Annotated in this window: 18 protein-coding genes; 6 read left to right on the top strand and 12 right to left on the bottom strand. The window is 64.2% G+C overall.

Features of this window, described 5'->3' with window-relative positions; all coding sequences use genetic code 11:
• The first annotated feature begins 541 nt into the window (after nt 1-541).
• The 5 genes from LG30_RS0104835 (at nt 542) to xseA (ending at nt 5,079) form a co-directional block, all read left to right on the top strand.
• Nucleotides 542-1,309 (top strand): energy transducer TonB, encoded by a 768-nt coding sequence (locus LG30_RS0104835; protein ID WP_033129587.1) that lies wholly within the window; start codon nt 542-544, stop codon nt 1,307-1,309.
• A gap of 3 nt (nt 1,310-1,312) precedes the next feature.
• Complete coding sequence (locus LG30_RS0104840) at nt 1,313-2,083, top strand: MotA/TolQ/ExbB proton channel family protein (RefSeq protein ID WP_033129588.1); 771 nt, start codon at nt 1,313-1,315, stop codon at nt 2,081-2,083.
• Nucleotides 2,083-2,505: an ExbD/TolR family protein gene (locus tag LG30_RS0104845; RefSeq protein ID WP_033129589.1), complete on the top strand. Its 423-nt coding sequence runs from the start codon at nt 2,083-2,085 to the stop codon at nt 2,503-2,505. Before LG30_RS0104840 ends, LG30_RS0104845 begins: the two co-directional genes overlap by 1 nt.
• Before the next feature lie 171 nt (nt 2,506-2,676).
• Nucleotides 2,677-3,588: a DMT family transporter gene (locus tag LG30_RS0104850; RefSeq protein ID WP_033129590.1), complete on the top strand. Its 912-nt coding sequence runs from the start codon at nt 2,677-2,679 to the stop codon at nt 3,586-3,588.
• 132 nt (nt 3,589-3,720) lie between these two features.
• Nucleotides 3,721-5,079, top strand: coding sequence for an exodeoxyribonuclease VII large subunit (xseA, locus tag LG30_RS0104855; RefSeq protein ID WP_033129591.1), 1,359 nt, complete (start codon nt 3,721-3,723; stop codon nt 5,077-5,079).
• A 70-nt stretch (nt 5,080-5,149) separates the two neighbouring features.
• Here xseA and hutW read toward each other — a convergent pair whose 3' ends face one another.
• The 12 genes from hutW to pspA all read right to left on the bottom strand — a co-directional run bounded on the left by hutW (nt 5,150) and on the right by pspA (nt 16,563).
• Nucleotides 5,150-6,505, bottom strand: a complete 1,356-nt coding sequence (gene hutW, locus LG30_RS0104860) for a heme anaerobic degradation radical SAM methyltransferase ChuW/HutW (protein ID WP_033129592.1) — start codon at nt 6,503-6,505, stop codon at nt 5,150-5,152.
• 321 nt (nt 6,506-6,826) lie between these two features.
• Nucleotides 6,827-7,315: an outer membrane lipoprotein YfiB gene (gene yfiB, locus LG30_RS0104865; protein ID WP_033129593.1), complete on the bottom strand. Its 489-nt coding sequence runs from the start codon at nt 7,313-7,315 to the stop codon at nt 6,827-6,829.
• A gap of 41 nt (nt 7,316-7,356) precedes the next feature.
• Nucleotides 7,357-8,604 (bottom strand): diguanylate cyclase DgcN/YfiN, encoded by a 1,248-nt coding sequence (gene dgcN, locus LG30_RS0104870; RefSeq protein WP_033129594.1) that lies wholly within the window; start codon nt 8,602-8,604, stop codon nt 7,357-7,359.
• Nucleotides 8,601-9,122: a regulatory sequestration protein YfiR gene (gene yfiR / locus LG30_RS0104875; protein ID WP_238566383.1), complete on the bottom strand. Its 522-nt coding sequence runs from the start codon at nt 9,120-9,122 to the stop codon at nt 8,601-8,603. Before yfiR ends, dgcN begins: the two co-directional genes overlap by 4 nt.
• 225 nt (nt 9,123-9,347) lie before the next feature.
• Nucleotides 9,348-10,895: a transcriptional regulator TyrR gene (gene tyrR / locus LG30_RS0104880; RefSeq protein ID WP_033129596.1), complete on the bottom strand. Its 1,548-nt coding sequence runs from the start codon at nt 10,893-10,895 to the stop codon at nt 9,348-9,350.
• A 208-nt stretch (nt 10,896-11,103) separates the two neighbouring features.
• The gene (locus tag LG30_RS0104885) at nt 11,104-11,442 is read right to left on the bottom strand and encodes a 4a-hydroxytetrahydrobiopterin dehydratase (protein ID WP_033129597.1); all 339 of its coding nucleotides are present in this window, start codon (nt 11,440-11,442) and stop codon (nt 11,104-11,106) included.
• 51 nt (nt 11,443-11,493) lie between these two features.
• Nucleotides 11,494-12,315: a phenylalanine 4-monooxygenase gene (gene phhA / locus LG30_RS0104890; RefSeq protein ID WP_033129598.1), complete on the bottom strand. Its 822-nt coding sequence runs from the start codon at nt 12,313-12,315 to the stop codon at nt 11,494-11,496.
• A 266-nt stretch (nt 12,316-12,581) separates the two neighbouring features.
• On the bottom strand, nt 12,582-13,616 hold the full coding sequence (locus LG30_RS0104895) for a YcjF family protein (RefSeq protein WP_033129599.1): 1,035 nt from the start codon (nt 13,614-13,616) through the stop codon (nt 12,582-12,584).
• A gap of 55 nt (nt 13,617-13,671) precedes the next feature.
• The gene (locus tag LG30_RS0104900; protein ID WP_033129600.1) at nt 13,672-15,078 is read right to left on the bottom strand and encodes a YcjX family GTP-binding protein; all 1,407 of its coding nucleotides are present in this window, start codon (nt 15,076-15,078) and stop codon (nt 13,672-13,674) included.
• Between the two features lie 68 nt (nt 15,079-15,146).
• On the bottom strand, nt 15,147-15,551 hold the full coding sequence (gene pspC / locus LG30_RS0104905; protein ID WP_033129601.1) for an envelope stress response membrane protein PspC: 405 nt from the start codon (nt 15,549-15,551) through the stop codon (nt 15,147-15,149).
• Between the two features lie 94 nt (nt 15,552-15,645).
• Entirely contained in the window at nt 15,646-15,882 is a 237-nt protein-coding gene (gene pspB / locus LG30_RS0104910; protein WP_033129602.1) for an envelope stress response membrane protein PspB, read from the bottom strand.
• 3 nt (nt 15,883-15,885) lie between these two features.
• Entirely contained in the window at nt 15,886-16,563 is a 678-nt protein-coding gene (pspA, locus tag LG30_RS0104915) for a phage shock protein PspA (RefSeq protein ID WP_033129603.1), read from the bottom strand.
• A 196-nt stretch (nt 16,564-16,759) separates the two neighbouring features.
• Between pspA and pspF the strand changes: the two genes are divergently transcribed.
• Entirely contained in the window at nt 16,760-17,809 is a 1,050-nt protein-coding gene (gene pspF / locus LG30_RS0104920; RefSeq protein WP_033129604.1) for a phage shock protein operon transcriptional activator, read from the top strand.
• Nucleotides 17,810-17,832: the final 23 nt, after the last annotated feature.

A 17,832-nucleotide genomic window follows, 5' to 3' on the forward strand; every position in this document is an offset into this window, starting at 1 on the left:
TACAGTCCCGCCTTCAGATGAGCCCTGCCAGTCTAGGGCGCAAAAAAACCAATTCACGGCAGATCCGTGCAAAATGTGACCACAATCGACTTCAAGATGGGCGAGATGTGATTGACAGCGCTTTCATTGAGTCACCCGATAACGGCGATGGCAAAGGGATGATCAGGCAGCGGACATCCTTTCCCGCTTCCCGGCAGACATGACCGGCTCGATGCTTCGCAGGCGCGACCCGGTGCCCAGGAGATGGGTGATGGGGGCGACTCGTGCCGAGGCCGGCGGTCATGAGTGCAGGGCGCACCCACCTTCGTCTCCCGTCGTCCAACTTGGGCCCTGTCAACGGGCGACCTGAGGAGGCGCCGACAACCGGCCCCAAGCGGGACAAACTCCCCCAGATCCCACTCCTCAGGACCAAGGTACAATTGATAATCTTTCTTGTTTGCGCCATGCAAGCTAGGGTATGCTCCGCGGCAAGGCCCTGTTCTGGCGCCAGTATCATCGACGTTTTGAGTATGAATATGACCATCTGTAATGGAGAAGGGTGATGAACGCCTGCATCTCGAGGCCAGCACCCGGTAGCAACAATTTGACCTTTGGCCCGGCTCAGCTTGTCTGCCTGGCCGCCGCGATTGCGCTGCATCTCGTCATCCTGTGGTTGGTGCACAACAACCGCGCCGACCCCATCACACCACCCGAACCCATCACCTTGTCTGCCCGCTGGGCCGGCGAGTCGAACAAAGATGACGCACCGGCCAAACCGGCGGCGCCAGCGGCCGTCCCTGCGCCGCCCGTGGTGAAGAAGCCGACCCCGGTACCGCCGAAAGTGGTCAAGCCGGTCGTCAAGAAACCAGCGCCCAAACCAACACCCAGGCCTGTGCCGGTAACCAAACCCGCGCCAGTGGCCAAGGCCGAGCCGGTGGTCGCGCCCTCTGCGCCTGCAACCCCGCAGGCGACGGCCAATAACCAGAGTGCGAGTGGTGCCAGTGCGCCGCCGACCAAGTCCCGCCAGACGGGCGCCGGGGCCGGCAGCAGCGCCCCTATCGCACGGGATGCCCGGTTGAACAACCCCGAGCCCCCCTACCCCCAGGAGTCACGCCGACGGGGTGAGGAAGGGCGCGTGGTATTGAAGGTGCGCGTCACCAAAGAGGGCACCGCCGAGTCGGTCGAAGTGGAGCAGAGCAGTGGTCATCGGCGCCTGGACATGGTCGCCCGCAAGACCGTCAGCCGTTGGCGCTTCATTCCGGCCAAACAGAACAATACCACCGTCCCAGCCTGGACAGGGGTTACCATTATTTTCAAGTTAGGGGCATAAGCCATGAATCCGGAAATCGCAACAAACTCGATGGGCATCTACCACCTGCTCAGCCAAAACACCGGGGTGGGTCTGGTCCCACTGATCCTGCTGGTACTGATGTCGCTCGGCACCTGCTATTACGCGCTGCTCAAACTCTACCTCGGCTATCGCGAGCAGCGGCTGAACGCCCGCTTCGTGGATCAGTTCTGGCAGCATGAGAGCGTGCAGGAGATGGAGCGCCAGCTCGCCCACACGCCCCCCGAAGAGGCCTATGGCCGGATAACCCATGCTGCCCTCGAGGCCGTTTCCCAGCTTGACCGGGCACAAGGGCGAGCCGTCTCCCTCAAGCTGGGCTCCCCGGACGACTTCTTGCTGCGCGCCCTGCGCCATGCCATCACCATGGAGCGGATCCGCCTCGAACACGGCCTGGCCTTCCTCGCCTCCGTCGGTTCGGCGGCCCCCTTCATCGGGCTCTTTGGTACCGTCTGGGGCATCTATCACGCGCTGCTGGCCATAGGTGCGGCCGGTCAGAGCAGTCTGGACAAGGTCGCAGGCCCGGTGGGTGAGGCCCTGATCATGACCGGCTTCGGCCTCGCCGTCGCCCTGCCTGCGGTGCTCATCTACAACTTCTTCGTGCGCCGCAATCGCCTCAAGCTCGCCGCGCTGGACGAGTTCGCCTACGACCTCTTTGCCCTGCTGGTGACCGGATTTGAGAAAACTCCGTCCAACGTGACCCAGCTGTCCGACATCGAGGGTGCCAAGAGCGAGACCGCCAAGAAGGGGCAGATGTAATGGCTTTCGGCAAACTTCCTGGCGAATCGGACGAGCAGCCGCTCTCCGAGATCAACATGATCCCGATGATCGACGTCATGCTGGTGTTGCTCATCGTCTTCATGATCACCGCCCCCCTGCTCACCAACGCGGTCAAGCTCGAGTTGCCCGAGGCCAGCAGCCAGGTCAATCAGCCCAAGCAGGAAGATGTGATCCTTTCCATCGACGGCGCCGGCAAAATGTATTGGAACGACAAGGAGGTCGATGAGACGGCACTGCTCGCCCAGATGGTCAAGGCCAGCGAGGCCAAGCCGGAGATCCCCGAGATCCAGCTGCGCATCGACAAGAGCGTGGAGTACGGCGCCATCGCCAAGGTGATGGCACAGGCCTCCCAGCACGGGCTGCACAAGATAGCCTTCGTCAGCCAGCCGGAAAGCGAGTGACGATATAGGCCTCAAGGCCGAGTCGCACAGACCCCAGCCTGGTTCAGGCAGTGAATAGTCACGAGGCATCACCCAGGTGGTGCCTTGTTTATTGGTACCCCCTTCACCCGGTTGCCAGACAGGGGGCGGCCCTGCATGATGCAGGGCCGCCCGTCATTTCAAGGAGAGAAGATGAGAACATCGGATTATGTGAGACTGCTGGCGCTGGCCGCCATCTGGGGCGCCAGCTTCCTGTTCATGCGCATCGCCGCGCCGGCGTTCGGCTCGGTCAACACCACCTTCCTGCGGGTCTTCTTCGCCCTCATCGGGCTCGCCGTCATGCTGCTTCTGCTGCGCACCCCCATGCGCTTCAAGGGTAAGCTGAAGTCCGCCATGGTGCTTGGCATCATCAACTCGGGCGTGCCCTTCCTGATGTACGCCATCGCCGCGCTCTGGTTGCCCGCCGGCTACTCGGCCATCCTCAACGCGACCACCCCGCTGATGGGGGCGCTGATCGGCTTCTCCTGCTTCAACGAGCCACTGAGCCTGCGCAAATGGGCCGGCGTCATGCTGGGCCTGGTGGGCATCACCCTCATCACCACCACGGGGGAGCTGAGCCTGACCGGCAACGTCATCACCGGGGTGCTGGCCTGCCTCATCGCCACCGCCTGTTACGGCTGCGCCGGCTTCCTGACCCGGCGCTGGATCACCGAGCAGGGCGGCCTCGATGCCAAGCTGGTGGCGTTTGGCAGCCAGCTCGGGGCCTGCCTGTTCCTGCTCCCCTTCTTCGGCTACACCATGGCGGCCGGACCTGTCGTCAACTGGGCCATCCCCGAGGTGTGGGCCAGCATCCTGGCCGTCGGTTTCATCTGTACCGCCCTCGCCTACCTGCTCTATTTCCGGCTGATCGCCGACATAGGGCCGCTGCGCTCCCTGACGGTCACCTTCCTCATCCCCCCGTTTGGCATACTGTGGGGCTATCTGGTGCTCGGCGAGACCCTAACCGGTGGCTTTGTCATCGGCGGCGCCGTCGTCTGCCTCGCGGTCTGGCTGGTGGTGAGCCCGGCCAAGACAGCCAAGCCCGCGAGCCAGCCGGTGCGCTGACTCAACCCCTGCCCCATTCCAGCTATCAGGCCGGGCCTCCTCGGGCTCGGCTCCCCGTGCGAACTGGGGTAAGATAGGCCCCATTGTCTTCTCCCCCCTCACTCCGGGCCGGGCACAGCAGCAGGACCAACCTTGAATCATCGCGACGAATCCAGCCAAGACAGGCAGCAGATCTTTACCGTCACCCGCCTCAACAGCGCCGTGCGCATGATCCTGGAGCAGGATCTGGGGCTGGTGTGGCTGACCGGGGAGCTCTCCAACCTGGCGATGCCAAGCTCGGGCCACTGGTATTTCTCCTTGAAAGACATCTCCGCCCAGGTACGCTGCGCCATGTTCAAGGGCAACAACCGGCGGGTGCCGTTCCGTCCACAAGACGGCATGCAGGTGCTGGTACAGGCGCGGGTCTCTCTCTATGAGCCCCGCGGCGACTACCAGCTCATCATCGAATCCATGCAGCCCGCCGGCGACGGCATGCTGGCCCTGCGCTTCGAGGAGCTCAAGCGTCGCCTGGGCGCCGAGGGCTTGTTCGACGAGGCTCGCAAGCGACCGCTGCCCCGCGAGCCGCGCGCCGTGGGGCTGGTCACCTCCGCCACCGGCGCCGCCCTGCACGACATGCTGACGGTGCTGGGGCGCCGGGCGCCGGACTTGCCGGTCTTCATCTACCCGACACAGGTGCAGGGCAGCGCCGCCATCGGCCAGATAGTGGCGGCGATCCAGCTTGCCAACCGCCGCGCCGAGGTGGACGTGCTGATCGTCGGTCGCGGCGGCGGATCCTTGGAAGATCTCTGGTGCTTCAACGAGGAGGCGGTGGCCCGCGCCATCAGCCGCTCCGCCATTCCCGTGGTGAGCGCCGTCGGCCACGAGGTGGACGTCACCATCAGCGACTTTGCCGCCGACTTGCGTGCCCCCACCCCCTCCGCCGCCGCCGAGCTGGTGGCGCCGGACAGAAGCACCCGCGCCCAGCGCCTCGCCCACCTGCGCCAGCGGCTCGCGCAGGCCATGGCGCGGCGCCAGACCGCCGCCAGCCACGGCTTCGCGCTGCTGCAAAAGCGGCTGGATCATCAAGACCCCAAGCGCCGGCTGGAGCAGCAATCCCAGCGCCTCGACGAGCTCGCCAGCCGTCTGCAGCAATTGCTGGCAAGCCGCCTGCATCAGGGGGAGAGGCGCCTCGCCAACCTCGAGCTGCGCCTGCAGGCCCGGAGCCCCGAGAAGCTGCTGGCGGCCGGCAAGCGCCGTCATCAGCTCGCCGAGGAGCGGCTCCATAGCCTGATGGCCAAGCGCCAGAGTCTCGCCGGCCATCGCCTCGCCATGCTGAGCGCACGGCTCGACGGGGTCAGCCCGCTGGCCACCCTGGGCCGCGGCTACTCCATCACCCGCAGCGCAAGTGGCGAGGTCATCAGCCGCGCCAGCCAGGTGAGCCCCGGCCAGTCGCTCGTGACCACCCTGGCCGAGGGCAGCCTGAAAGTGCGGGTAGACAGCATCAACGACTAGTAACAAGGTATTTGTCAGCATAAAAAATGGCCCATCACAGGATGGGCCATTTTTATAGTGTGCAAATCACTCACACCAGCGAATGTCGTACCGCCCCGCCCGGGTGTCCCAGACTGGCGGAGGGGGCTGACCCGCCCCCCAGGGGGTTGAGCTGCAGGAATTCAAACAGCCCGGCCTGCAGGTTGACGTTCCAGAAGCGCCCCGCCAGGGTCAGCTCGAGCCGCTGGTCGGTCAGCTCCGCCAGCCCGTGGCGCTGCCAGGCCATAAACAGCGGCATCAGGTGAGTTTGCAGGGGGGATGGCAACCGGTTCAGCGCGAGCCAGCCGGTATCCAGCGCCCCGCGCAGCAGGCCGTCGATGCGCGCGTTGGGGTTGCGCCCCATCACCATGCCGGGGGCGCGCACGCCAGCGGCCAGCGCCTCGTGCCAGAGCGCCAGATCCCGGCCATACATCAGGCCGTGACCGTGCACGCTGCCCCCCGCCCCGGCGCCGAAGGGGAGGATCTCGGCCCCGCGCTTGGCCATCTGGTTATAGCGGCTCTGCTCGGCGTCACCGCGGCGCCAGTGGCTGCCGGAGAGGCGCTGCCAGCCCCCCTGCTCCAGGGTCTGGGCGCCATAGGCATACATGCTGGCCCGCTGCTGGCCATCGGCGGACCAGCCGAGCTTGCCCTTGGCCTCGGCGCGTTCCAGGTTGGTGCCCGCCATGGCGATGAGCTGATAGAGATCCACCCCGTGCACCCCGCTCGCCATCACGTCCGCAATGTCCTGGCGCCAGACGGTGTCGTCCTGACCGGGCAGGCCGAAGATGAGATCCGCCACTATCACGACGGCATCATCCCGGGTCAGCTCGGCCAGCCGGGTGAGCAGTGTCTCCCTGTCATCGAAGCGGGCCGCCTGCTGGCGCACTTCGGTATCGAAGCTCTGCACCCCGAACGAGAAGCGGTTGAAACCTCCCGCCAGGGCGGTCTGCCACTTCTCGTCATCGAAGCCGTTGAGGCGCCCCTCCAGGGTCACTTCCGCATCGGCCGTCAGCGGGAAACGGCGGATGGCCTCGGCGAGACGCGCCAGATCGTCGGCCGCCATGTCGGTGGGCGTACCGCCCCCCACGTAGACGGCCGAGAAGGGCCGGCTCTGGCCAAAGGGCGCATCGGCGGCCTGATGCAGGCTGGCGCACAGGGCCGCCATGTAGCGGCTCATCCGCGCCGGGTTGGCGCCATTTTCGAAGAAGTTGCAGAAGCTGCAGCGTTTGCGGCAAAACGGAATGTGGATGTAGAGCGCCCGCTCCTCCACCTGGCTCTCCTGCTGCCACCAGGCTTGCCAGCCGGCGTCATCGAGTGTCAGGGGACGTATGCCGCCACGGCTGGCATGGGCCGAGGTCTTGGCGGCGAAGGCGAATTTGAGGGGATCAGGGGTCGCGAGCCCTGTCATGGTCGGGGTGAGGGTTGCTGTTGTCACTGGCAAGTTACCATCAGAAAATAATGCAAATGATAACGAATATCAGTTCACTACGACCTTGTGCTGGATCAAATCAGGGGCACTGGGGTGGCACTTAAGCCTTGAATTGCAAGCGATCGTCGGTCGAAGGACCCGAATACAGTAGCGAAGGAGATGCCCTGTTCGGCGATAGCCACTCCCCCGTGCGCAGCAAAACTGCCAGGAGAGTGGTCGTACACACGCATTCCGACTAACGGGAGAAGTGGCCTAAGGCCCTCAAGACAGGGAATGCTCGCCGCTGATGCACGGCCGGGATCAGTCGTTGCCGATGATGATGGCGACCCGGCGATTCTCCGCCCGTCCGGCGGCGTTGCCGTTGTCGGCAATCGGTGCCTCTTCGCCCCGGCCACGGATGTCCAGATTGGCCGCCGGCATCCCCACCGACACCAGGACGTCGGCCACGGACTGAGCCCGTTTCAGGGAGAGTTGCTGGTTGTAGCTGGCCTCGCCGTTGGCGTCGGTATGACCGTCCACCCTGGCCTTGTTCAGACCCACAGAAAGCAGGGCCTTGCCCAGCTTCTCTACCACCTGGCGGGTGTTGGGGTTGAGGGCGCCCACGTTGTTGGCGAACAGCACCTTGTTGGAAATATCCAGGGTCCAGCCCTCATCGGTGAGGTGGAACCCCTGCTCCTTGAGCGTGGCAACCTGCTCTGCCGAGAGGCCCCGTGGTGCACTCTGGCAAGCCGCCAGCACGCTCAGCAGCAGACCGACAAGGCCCGCCTTTATCAGGTTGGAAATGTTCATTGTTATCATCCTTTTATTTATTATTTTTGCCTGAAAAAACATCATGTATTCGTCTGTTGGTCGGTGATCCCCTCCCTGCGTTGTCGCTTGGCTTGATACATGTCGCTGTCCGCCTGTTGCAGCAGCTCGTCGGCCGTCCCCCCCTGCTCGGGATACATGGCAAAGCCGACACTGACGCCAACCACCAGATGACGACCATCCCCCAACACCACGGGCGTGGCCATCGCCTGCTGGATCCGCAGCATCACCTCACGCACTTCGCGCTCATGGTGCAACGGGGCCAGCAGGATGGCGAACTCGTCTCCCCCCAGCCGGCACACCAGATCCATCGGCCTGAGCTGGTGCTGCACCCGCCGCGCCAGGGCCACCAGCACCTCGTCACCGGCGGCGTGACCCAGGCTGTCGTTGATCTGCTTGAAGCGATCGCAATCCAGATACAACAAGGCGAATCGTTCGTTCTGGGCGTCACCCAGCCTGATAGCCTGGGCCAGACGGGCCTCGAACAGGGAGCGATTGGGGAGACCGGTCAAGGAGTCGTGGGTCGCCTGATGCAGCAGGCTGGCATTCTCCCGCTTCTGGTGGGCCTGCCAGGCCTCCAGTTCATCGAGCAGGGAGTTGAAATCCTCTCCCAGCTCGTGCAGCTCGGCGATATTGGCAGAGGGAACCCGTTGATTGAGGGTTCGCCGGCGACGGACGCTGTGGGCGACCTGTGCCAGCGCCTTGAGGGGAGCTGTGATGGAATATTGCATCCGGCGCGCCACATAGAGGGCGCCCAGTATGCTGAGCAGCAGGCAGACCAGGGTCGCCAGCAGGGTCTGCAACAGGAAGCGCAGCAGGTATTGGCCGTGCCCGACCAGATGAATGCGGGCTATCTCCTTGCCCTCGCGCACCATGGGCAGCGCCACCGGCCCCGGCAGGAGCAGCCGTGCCAGGTGTTGCCCCAGATTGGACCAAGGGTTGGTGATATCACGGCCCCAGCTCGCCAGCACCTGACCATCGGGCAGCAGAATGGTGGCGCTGACCACGTCCTCGTGCGCCGTGATGGCCTGCAGGGCATCCCTCGCCGCCTCCTCGTCGTGGAACACCACGGCCGCCTCCGTGGTGTAGCTGATGGCACGGGCCAGCAGCTCCAGATTGTGATCCGCGTAGAGCCGCAGCGCCAGCAAGGCGGTGATGGTCAGGAACAGCCCCGCCATGCAGACGGCGGTCAGGGAGGTCACCATGTGGGTGCGCCCCAGGCTTTGTCGCAAGGTGATGCGCGGGCCGACGGAATGAGCCTGGTTTTTCATCGCTCCTCCTCGTCCGCCCTGGCCAGTTTCAGCACCGCCGGATGCACCCGCACGCCGCTGCGGGCCAGTGCATCCAGATTGACGCGAAAACGCACCCGATCCAATCCGGCCTGCAGGCAGAACACCGCATCGGCGATGCACTCACGGCTCTGCTCGCTGATGCTGAGGATGGCGTGGCCCCGCAGCCTCCCGAACAGTGCCAGACGCTGCTCGGGAGCCAATACCCCCAGATAGATCACGTCGCAGCGCTGACTCAGCGCCTCGTCATCCGTCTCGTAGCGGTGGACATCGACCAGCCGGCCGTTGGCCTGCTGCTTGATGGTGCGCAGGGTGCTGGCGTACTCCGTCGGCGCCGTGATGCAGAGTCGCAACTCGGCAGGTTCACTCGGCCAGCGGGTATAACTCAGGATATCGAGCACGGTTTGACGCACGTGGTCGCTGCGGACCTCCGCCGAGGTCAGGGGCCCCGGCTCGGCCATCAAGGTCAGCGAACAGCACAGGGGGGCAAGCAAGGCCATGGCCCGGATAAGATGGTGTGATTGCATGTTGCCTGCGCTTATGCCCACGCCGGTACCGAGGTGGCCCGACGCCCATGAAGGGAATGCCAGAGAGGAGTCGGCTCGAGCTTATCAGCCCCGAGGCTGGTGCCCATCGGGTCGGGCACCGGTTGCGTCACCCGGTGTCGCAGCAATGGCAAGCACCCGATCCGAGACGGGTGCCATGAAAGATAAGCCGTCATCTGACTACTTCTTGCCGATCCCGTATTCACGCAGCTTGTTGGCGATGGCGGTGTGGGACACGCCGAGTCGCTTGGCCAATTGGCGGGTGGAGGGAAACGCCGGGTAGAGCCGCTCCAGCAGCCGGCTCTCGAAGCGCTTCACCGCCTCATCCAGCCCGCCCTCGAACCACTCGTCGATGAGCGGCATGGCATCCGCCGCCACCGGCAGGTCCACGTGCTCCGGGCCTATTTCGTCCCCTTCCAGCAACGTCATGGCCCGATAGAGGCAGTTGCGCAGCTGGCGTACGTTGCCCGGCCAGCGGTAGGCGGTCAGGTATTCGGCCATGTTGCGGGTGAAGCGCGGGCGCGGGCGCTGCAATTCGCTCGCAAAACGAAACACGAACTGCTGGGCCAGCGCCATGATGTCCGCCTTGCGCTCGCGCAGGGGGGGCAGCGCCAGACTCAGCACGTTGAGGCGGTAATAGAGATCTTCGCGGAACTTGCCCTCGTGCACCAGATCCAGCAACTGCTTCTGGGTGGTGCAGATGAAGCGCACGTTGACCCGCACCTCCTGCTCGTCACCGACCCGGCGGAAGACGCCATCCTGCAGCACCCGCAGGAACTTGGTCTGCAGGTGGGGTGACATGTCGCCGATCTCGTCCAGCATCAGGGTGCCACCGCTCGCCAGCTCCAGCACGCCACGCTTGCCCTCGGTGTTGTTGCCAAAGGCGCCGGGGGCGTAGCCAAACAGCTCGCTCTCGGCCACGTTGTCCGGCATGGCGGCGCAATTGAGCGCCATGAAGGGGTGGCTGGAGCGCAGGCTGGCGCCGTGGCAGGCGCGGGCCAGCAGCTCCTTGCCGGTGCCGGTCTCGCCGACGATGAGCAAGGGGGCATCCTGCATCGCGAGCTTGGCGGCCTGGGCCAGCACCTCCTTCATCTTCTGGCTCTCGGCCTGCAGATGCTCGAAGCCGCCGACTTCCACCGCGTGCAGCGCGCTGAAGTGCATGCCGACCCGGCGGGCGGATTTCAGCACCACCACGGCGCCGGCCAGGGCCTGTTTGCCCTTCTCCTCGGCCACGAACAGCGGCATCAGATCGCCGAGGTACTCCTCGCCGCCGAGGCTGAGCTTGCAGGTCTGCGGCTTGATCTCGCTCGCCTCCAGCCAGCGGGTAAAGGAGAAACCCTTGACCAGGGAACCGAGGGCGACGCCGCGCACCTCTTCCGGCGGCAAGGCAAGCGTGGTGAGGGCGGCCTGGTTGGCCTGGGTCACCCTGCCCTTGCTGTCGAGGGAAAACACCAGATCCGGCAGCGCCTTGAGCAGCGCCTCAATCTCGTGATGCTCCCGCTCGGAGGGCATGTAGGGAATAGTCTTGACGTCGTAGATGCCGGGGATGCGGCGGATCTCCGGCATCAGGTGCTGGAAATCGCGGAACTCCAGCTCGGGGAAGTTGAGGTAGATGATGCCTGAGGTATCGATTTCGATGCCGCGCAGATCGATGTTGTGCTCCACCAGACGGTCGAGCAATTCCCGGGTCAAGCCCAGGCGGTCTTCACAGCTGACTTCAAGACGCATTCGGCACACACTTCCTGGCTAACATTCTGAATAACCGGATGATACAGACTCGATCCCGCCAGTGCGAGGGCTGACCCATAAAAATGCGGGCCCGTCCCGTTTTCACCGGACAGGCCCGCTTTGTTGTGTGCTGTTACGGCGAGAAGACGACTTGAGCAGCTCGTCGGTATGGATCCCCATGATGGGACCGTGCCGACGCAGACCACCATTATCTGGGCAGCTCGTCGGTGCGCGCCGCCATGATGAAGTCGTTGCGGTGCAATCCACCGATCTTGTGGGTCCACCAGCTGACGGTCACCTTGCCCCACTCGGTCAGGATCGCCGGGTGATGGAACTCCGCCTCCGCCAGCTCACCGAGCCGGTTGGTGAAGGCGAGCGCCTCCTTGAAGTTGCGAAACGCAAACTCCCGGCGCAGTTGCAGCTCCCCGTTCACCACCAGGGGCTGCCAGTCGGGGATGAGATGCATCAGCTCGGCCAGCTCCTCGTCGCTGACTTTCGGGGCATCGGCACGGCACGCTTCGCACTGTTGGCTTGCCAGTTCGGACATTCGGGACTCCTTTCGTTGATAAATCGTGGGAAACTGGGCGAGGCGCAGCCTTCAGCTCGCCTGCTTGCCCGCATGTTGACTGACACCGGGCACGAAGCGCGGGGCATGCAGGCCGAGGCGGCGGGCCTCCCCCACCATGGCCATGATGTCCTGATCCGCCAGCCGATAGAGCTCATCGAGCTGCGGCAGGACAAAATAGATGGGTTGCATGATGTCGATGCGATAGGGGGTGCGCAGCACCTCTATGGGATCAAACGGCTGCAACACTGGCACGCCTCCGAGGGCATAGGCGGTCTCACCGATGGAGGAGAGAATGCCGCCACCATAGATGCGCAGCCCCTCATTTCCCTCTGCCAGCTCCCCCTGCACCAGGCCAAACTCCACCGTGAACCAGTAGAGGCGCGCCAGATAGACCCTGTCCTCCTTGCTCGCCTTCTGGCCGAGCTGGCCATAGACATGGGTGAAGTGGGCGAACGCCGGGTTGGTCAACATGGCGCAGTGGCCAAACAACTCGTGAAAGATGTCGGGCTCCTGCAGGTAGTCGAGCTCGTCCCGGCGCCGGATGAAGGTGGCGACCGGGAACTGGCGGTTGGCCAGCAGCGAGAAGAAGCGATCGAAGGAGATGAGCGCCGGCACGGCCACCACGGACCAGCCGGTGGCGGGTTGCAGCACGGCATTGATCTCACCGAGCTGCGGAATGCGATCCAGGGGCAGGTTGAGGCGCGCCAGCCCCGTCAGGTATTGGTCACAGGCCTTGCCCTCCAGCGCCGCGAGCTGGCGCTCGATCAGGATCTGCCAGGTGCCGTGCTCCTCATCCCGATAGTGGATGACGCCCTGCTCGTCCGCTTGATGTGCTGTGTAGAGGCTTGCCATGATCCCGTTCCATCCCACCCCACTGGGGCGCCTTTGCGTTGGTCTGTTTACGCAGGTCTGTTGGTACAGGCCTGTCTGTAAAGGTCTATGGGATCACTGTAACGGTTTGCCCCCTAAAAAAGCAGCCGACCCCAAGGTCGGCTGCTTGCCATCGATGTAAACAATTTGTGACATGCCGGTTCCCCGGCTCAGGACTTGCTGAGATAGCTCGCCAGTCGGCTGATCAGCCAGTTGACCGCCCCCTCATCATCACCTTTGCAACGGACTTAGGATTTGCTGAGATAGCCCGTTATTTGGCCGATCAACCGCTTGCGCAACTCGCCGAGCTTGGGTTTCTCATCCCCGCACCAGGGCAGCGGGCGGCACGCCTCCATGGTGCGCAGCCCCAGCCTGGCGGTGAGCAGACCGGCCCCCACCCCTTGCGCTGCGCGGGCGGAGAGCTTGGCGGTGAGCTCGGCCCCCAGCAAGTCCATGCCCACTTCGGTGACGAGCTCGGTGGCGCCGGCATAGAGCATGTTGCGAAACACCTGTCGGATCAGCTGAATACGACTCCAGTAGCCGAGTTCGATGGCATAAACATCCGCAATATCTTCGATCATCCGCAGGTTTCGCCACAGCATCAGCATCATGTCGACGGTGGCGAGCGGGCTCAGGGCCACCAGCACGGCGGCCTCCCCCGACCACTTGGCAACCCGCGCCTGGGCGAGCTTGTCGCGCTCGGTCAGCACCAGCTGGCTGTAGAGGGTCAGCACCTCCCGATCGCTGTGGCTCTCGTCGAGCTGTGATAACCAGTGGTTGTACCCCTCCCGCCCCTTGTCACCGCTCCTGGTCGCCAGGGCCTCGCAAAATGCCTGCCCCTGCCCCACCCCCTGGCGGGCCAGCAAGTCTTCGGCGCGAGAGCGCACATCCTGACGTCGCTTGAGGGTGCGCAGCCGCAACCACTCGCGCCCCGCCACCCCGGCCGTGCCCACCAGCACCAGGCCGGAGGCCAGCAGCCAGGCGCCGCCCCAGAGCGGGGACGAGACGAACTGGTCGTAGAGGAAGGCACCAAACTGGCCGAGGGACAGCAGGCCGACCGCCCCCAGCCCCCAACCGAGCAGGCGGTGACGGCGGCGGGGTTTGATGGTCAGGGCGGGCTCCACCTCGGTGAAGTCGTCGAGGGCGTCGAGGCGCTCGAAGCTCGCCTCCTCCAGCCGCTGGGCCGGGGCGGGAGCAGGCTCTTGCGCCGCCACCGAGAGCACAGGCTCCAGCACCACCTTGCCTTGCAGCGGCGCCGGGCGTTGTTTTGTCTGATCGTTCATCGTTTATCTTCCTCCGCACCTATCTGTCGGGTTTGCCCGCAGATAGGTCAGCCGATTATTCGAGGTGATCCCCGAGCAGAAACTCCAGCGCCGCATCGAGCCGGATATGGGGCAGCGCCTGATGGGCACTCATGGGCAGCGGGCGAAACGCCTGAAAATCAAAGCCCTGGGTACTCCACCACTGGGCGGGGGGAATATGGGACGGCACCTCCCCCGGGAACAGCAGCAGCGGCTCGCCGCCCAGGCTGGTGCCGCGAATGGCCGGAAACTCCCGGCCGTTGGCGACCCCCTTGCCCACCTCGGTGGCCTTGATGGCGGCGAGCGCCAGGCATTCGGTCTCTATACCCTCGAAGCGCGCCTGGCCGCGGCCGCTGCTCACCAGATGCTGCAGCAGGGAGACCAGAGGGCCGTGCTGCTCCGGGGTCACGTGATCCGCCTTGCTCGCCACGAACAGCAGCTTGTCGATGCGCGGGGCGAACAGCCGGCGCCACCAGTTGCTCTTGCCGTAGGCAAAGCTCTCCATGATGCGGGCGATGGCCTGCTGCATGTCGCCGAAGCTGGCGGCGCCGGCGTTGAGGGGTTGCAGGCAGTCCACCAGCACTATCTGGCGGTCAAACCCCGCGAAGTGCTGCTCGTAGAAGCCCTGCACCAGGTGCTGCTTGTACTGCTCGAAGCGCTGCTTGAAGGTGGCGTAGAGGCTGCCATCGGCGGGCTCGCTGGCGGGCTTGTCCCACACCCAGGGCACGAATTGCAACAGCGGCGCGCCGGCATATTCCCCGGGCAAGACGAAGCGGCCCGGCTGGATGAGGTGCAGGCCGAGTTCACGCTTGCAGGCGTGCAGATAATCGGTGTAGCGCTCGGCCAGCTCGCTGGCGGGTCGCTCCTCGAAGGGCTGTTCGGCCTGCCAGCGCGGCTCAAGCCAGCCGCTTGCGAGCGCCTGCAGCTCGGGGCGACGCAGTTGCTGTTGCACCTGCTCGCTCCACTGCTCGTAGCTGAGTTCGAGCAGCGGCAAGTCCAGCAGCCACTCCCCCGGGTAGTCCACCAGATCCACGTAGAGGGTGGAGATCTCACCCAGGTGTTTACGCAGGGGATGGCGGGTGCGATAGCGAATTTCGAGGCGCACCTCGGCCACCCCGCGGGTCGGCTCCGGCCAGGCGGGCGGATCCCCAAACAGGGAGTCGAGCCCGCGCTCGTAGGGGAAGGTGGGAATGTGGGCATTTTGCTGGGGCACCCGGCGCGCCCCCAGGATCCGCCCCTGACGCTGGGCATCCCACAGGGGCAGCCGGCCGTCGATGGCCGCGTGCTCCAGCTGGTTCACCAGCGCCGTGATGAAGGCAGTCTTGCCGCTGCGGGACAGGCCGGTGACCGCCAGCCGGATGTGGCGATCCCGTACCCGGTTCACCACCTCATTGGCCTTGTGCTGCAGCACAGACCACTGCTGTTCGAGCTTGTTGCGTATCAAGGCGTGATCAATCCTCTATGTTGTCGCACCCCGGCCCTCCCTGGCCCGGGACGCTATGGGTCATCTCATCACAGCTTGCTGAATTCCCGTTGCAAGTTGAACTCCTTGGAGGTCACCAGCTTCTCGATGCGCTGCACTCTGGGTTCGAGCGCATCCAGCTCTTGCGCGATGCGGCCCAGCGCCTGGTGAGGCGTCACCCCCGCCTGCCAGCTGCGCGACTTCATGCGCAGATCGCTGAACTCGGCATCCTTTTCCCCATAGAGGGTGACCGGCTTCTTGTCGAGCAGGAACCAGGCCGCGATATAGGCGGTGAAGGTGATGAAACCGGCGAAGATGAGGCCGGTGATGGCCAGCAGCCGCACTATCCAGATCTCCACCCCGAAGTAGTCGGCGAGGCCGGCGCAGATCCCCGCTATCTTGCCCCGCTGGGGGTCGCGGTAGAGATTGCGACTCGTCTGATTTGACAGCGTCATACCTTGTTCCTCCAGCCAGGGACCTCGGCATCCGGAATGAAACCCGGTGTACCGACCGGCGCAAACCTCGCATCATGGCAGCCATAGAGAGCACTCATACCTTGTTCCTCCAGCCGGGGACCTCGGCATCCAGAATGGATTCCAGTGCCCCCACTCGCTCCTGCATCTTCTCGGCGCGTACCAGCAGCCCTTCCAGCTGCTGCCGCTCACCGTCGGCAAGACCGACGCCGATCCGCCCCTTGGCTCGATAGTGCAACACCAGCCAGATAGGGGCCACTATCACCATGAAGACGATGAGCGGCGTCGCCAATATGCCAATGATGTCTTCCATTCGTTACTCCCCCTGCTTGGTGGCGTCGCTCTGGCCCAGCTTCTGGCGCATGGCCTCGAGCTCGCGGCTGATCTGATCGTCCACCTCCAGCTCGGCAAACTGCTGGGCCAGCGCCTTGTCGGACTGACCGAGATCGGCGCGGGCCTCCATCTCGTCGATGCGGCGCTCCATGCGCTCGAACTTGCTGACCACAGCCTGGCTGTCGCCACGGGCCACCTGGCTTTGCACATTCAAACGGCTGCTGGCCGCCTCGCTGCGAATGGCCATCGCCTTCTGGCGGGTACGGGCGTCTTCCAGCTTGGCTTCCAGCTGGCGAATTTCGTCGCCCAGCTTGTCGATGCCGCTGTCCACCGCCTGCTGTTCACGCACCAGCGTCTCGGCCAGCTCGGTCTGTTTCTTCTTCTCGATGAGGGCGGCTCGGGCCAGATCGTCGCGGCCCTTGGTCAAGGCCAGTTCGGCCTTGGTTTGCCACTCGTTCACCCGCTCCTGATGGCGGCTGACCTGGCGGCCAATCTCTTTCTGGTTCGCGAGGAAGCGGGCCAGATTGGAGCGCTCCTTCACCAGCTCGTCTTCCATCTCCTGAATGATCAGGCGCACCATCTTCTGGGGATCTTCTGCCTTGTCGAGCAGGGCCGTCAGATTGGAATTGATGATGTCGGCCAGGCGGGAAAAAATACTCATGACTCTACTCCTGTGATGGGCATTGGGTTGTTTCTCCATTGACAATGGCAACTTGTGTGCCAATCTGGAACGAATTTTAACTCATTGATTTATATGGGCACACTTCATGAGTTTCAAGTCACTCGGAACAACGGGTGATAAAAATCACTAACTTTTGGTAAGATTGACCAGATTTTTCAACGAGCAGGGTGTAAGGATGAGCACAGACACGGAAAGCCTGTTGGGTGAGTCCAACGCGTTTCTCGAGATCATTGAGCAGACCTCGCGGCTGGCACCGCTGCGCAAACCCGTGCTGATCATCGGCGAACGAGGGACCGGCAAGGAGCTCATCGCCCACCGCCTACATTATCTCTCGGCCCGCTGGGATCAAAGCTTTGTCACCATCAACTGCGCCACCTTGAGCGAGAGCCTGCTGGAAACCGAGTTGTTCGGCCACGAGGCGGGCGCCTTCACCGGCGCGGCCAAGCGCCATCAGGGCCGGTTCGAGCGCGCCGACGGCGGCACCCTGTTCCTCGACGAGCTGGCCACCACCAGTGCCCGGGTGCAGGAAAAACTGCTGAGGGTCATCGAATATGGCGAGTTCGAGCGGGTGGGCGGCGCCAAGCCGCTCAGGGTGGATGTGCGACTGGTGTGCGCCACCAACGAGGATCTGCCGGCGCTGGCCGACCGGGGCCAGTTTCGCCACGATCTGCTGGACCGGCTGGCGTTCGACGTCATCACATTGCCCCCCCTGCGGGAGCGGCGGGACGACATCCTGATGCTGGCGGAGCACTTCGCCCACAGCATGACCCGGGAGCTGGGTTATCCGCTGTTTGCCGGATTCTCCCGCAAGGCGACCCAGTTGTTGCTGGATTACCCCTGGCCCGGCAACGTGCGGGAGCTGAAAAACGTGGTGGAGCGCAGCCTCTATCGGCAGGGCAATCCGCAGTTGCCGCTGGCGGAGCTGGTGATCAATCCCTTCGATTCCCCCTGGCGTCCCCGGGCCCGGATCGAGGCCCAGACCACCGGCTCAGCCGGGACGACAGCACCAGGGGAGCACCAGGCCCCCAGCCTGCCGCTGGATCTCAAGAACACGGTAGCTGAGTTCGAAATCAATTTACTCAAGCAAGCGATGCAGCTATCCCAGTATAATCAGCGCAAAGCGGCCGATCTGCTGGCCCTGAGCTACCACCAGTTCAGGGGTATGTTACGTAAATACCAGCTGCTCGAGGGGGATGACAACAATGGCAATGCGGACATTGGCTGACCCCACAGGGATGTCCTGCCCGG

The sequence above is a fragment of the Aeromonas aquatica genome, from assembly GCF_000764655.1.
GTDB lineage: Bacteria > Pseudomonadota > Gammaproteobacteria > Enterobacterales > Aeromonadaceae > Aeromonas > Aeromonas aquatica.

Bases quoted from the DNA above. Each gene is read 5' to 3' on its own strand.
- LG30_RS0104850 (WP_033129590.1), top strand. From the start codon at position 2,677: ATGAGAACATCGGATTATGTGAGACTGCTGGCGCTGGCCGCCATCTGG.
- phhA (WP_033129598.1), bottom strand. From the start codon at position 12,315: ATGGCAAGCCTCTACACAGCACATCAAGCGGACGAGCAGGGCGTCATC.
- yfiR (WP_238566383.1), bottom strand. From the start codon at position 9,122: ATGGCCTTGCTTGCCCCCCTGTGCTGTTCGCTGACCTTGATGGCCGAG.
- hutW (WP_033129592.1), bottom strand. From the start codon at position 6,505: ATGACAGGGCTCGCGACCCCTGATCCCCTCAAATTCGCCTTCGCCGCC.
- pspB (WP_033129602.1), bottom strand. From the start codon at position 15,882: ATGGAAGACATCATTGGCATATTGGCGACGCCGCTCATCGTCTTCATG.
- LG30_RS0104895 (WP_033129599.1), bottom strand. From the start codon at position 13,616: ATGAACGATCAGACAAAACAACGCCCGGCGCCGCTGCAAGGCAAGGTG.
- pspF (WP_033129604.1), top strand. From the start codon at position 16,760: ATGAGCACAGACACGGAAAGCCTGTTGGGTGAGTCCAACGCGTTTCTC.
- tyrR (WP_033129596.1), bottom strand. From the start codon at position 10,895: ATGCGTCTTGAAGTCAGCTGTGAAGACCGCCTGGGCTTGACCCGGGAA.
- yfiB (WP_033129593.1), bottom strand. From the start codon at position 7,315: ATGAACATTTCCAACCTGATAAAGGCGGGCCTTGTCGGTCTGCTGCTG.
- pspC (WP_033129601.1), bottom strand. From the start codon at position 15,551: ATGACGCTGTCAAATCAGACGAGTCGCAATCTCTACCGCGACCCCCAG.
- LG30_RS0104885 (WP_033129597.1), bottom strand. From the start codon at position 11,442: ATGTCCGAACTGGCAAGCCAACAGTGCGAAGCGTGCCGTGCCGATGCC.
- pspA (WP_033129603.1), bottom strand. From the start codon at position 16,563: ATGAGTATTTTTTCCCGCCTGGCCGACATCATCAATTCCAATCTGACG.
- LG30_RS0104835 (WP_033129587.1), top strand. From the start codon at position 542: ATGAACGCCTGCATCTCGAGGCCAGCACCCGGTAGCAACAATTTGACC.
- LG30_RS0104840 (WP_033129588.1), top strand. From the start codon at position 1,313: ATGAATCCGGAAATCGCAACAAACTCGATGGGCATCTACCACCTGCTC.
- dgcN (WP_033129594.1), bottom strand. From the start codon at position 8,604: ATGAAAAACCAGGCTCATTCCGTCGGCCCGCGCATCACCTTGCGACAA.
- LG30_RS0104845 (WP_033129589.1), top strand. From the start codon at position 2,083: ATGGCTTTCGGCAAACTTCCTGGCGAATCGGACGAGCAGCCGCTCTCC.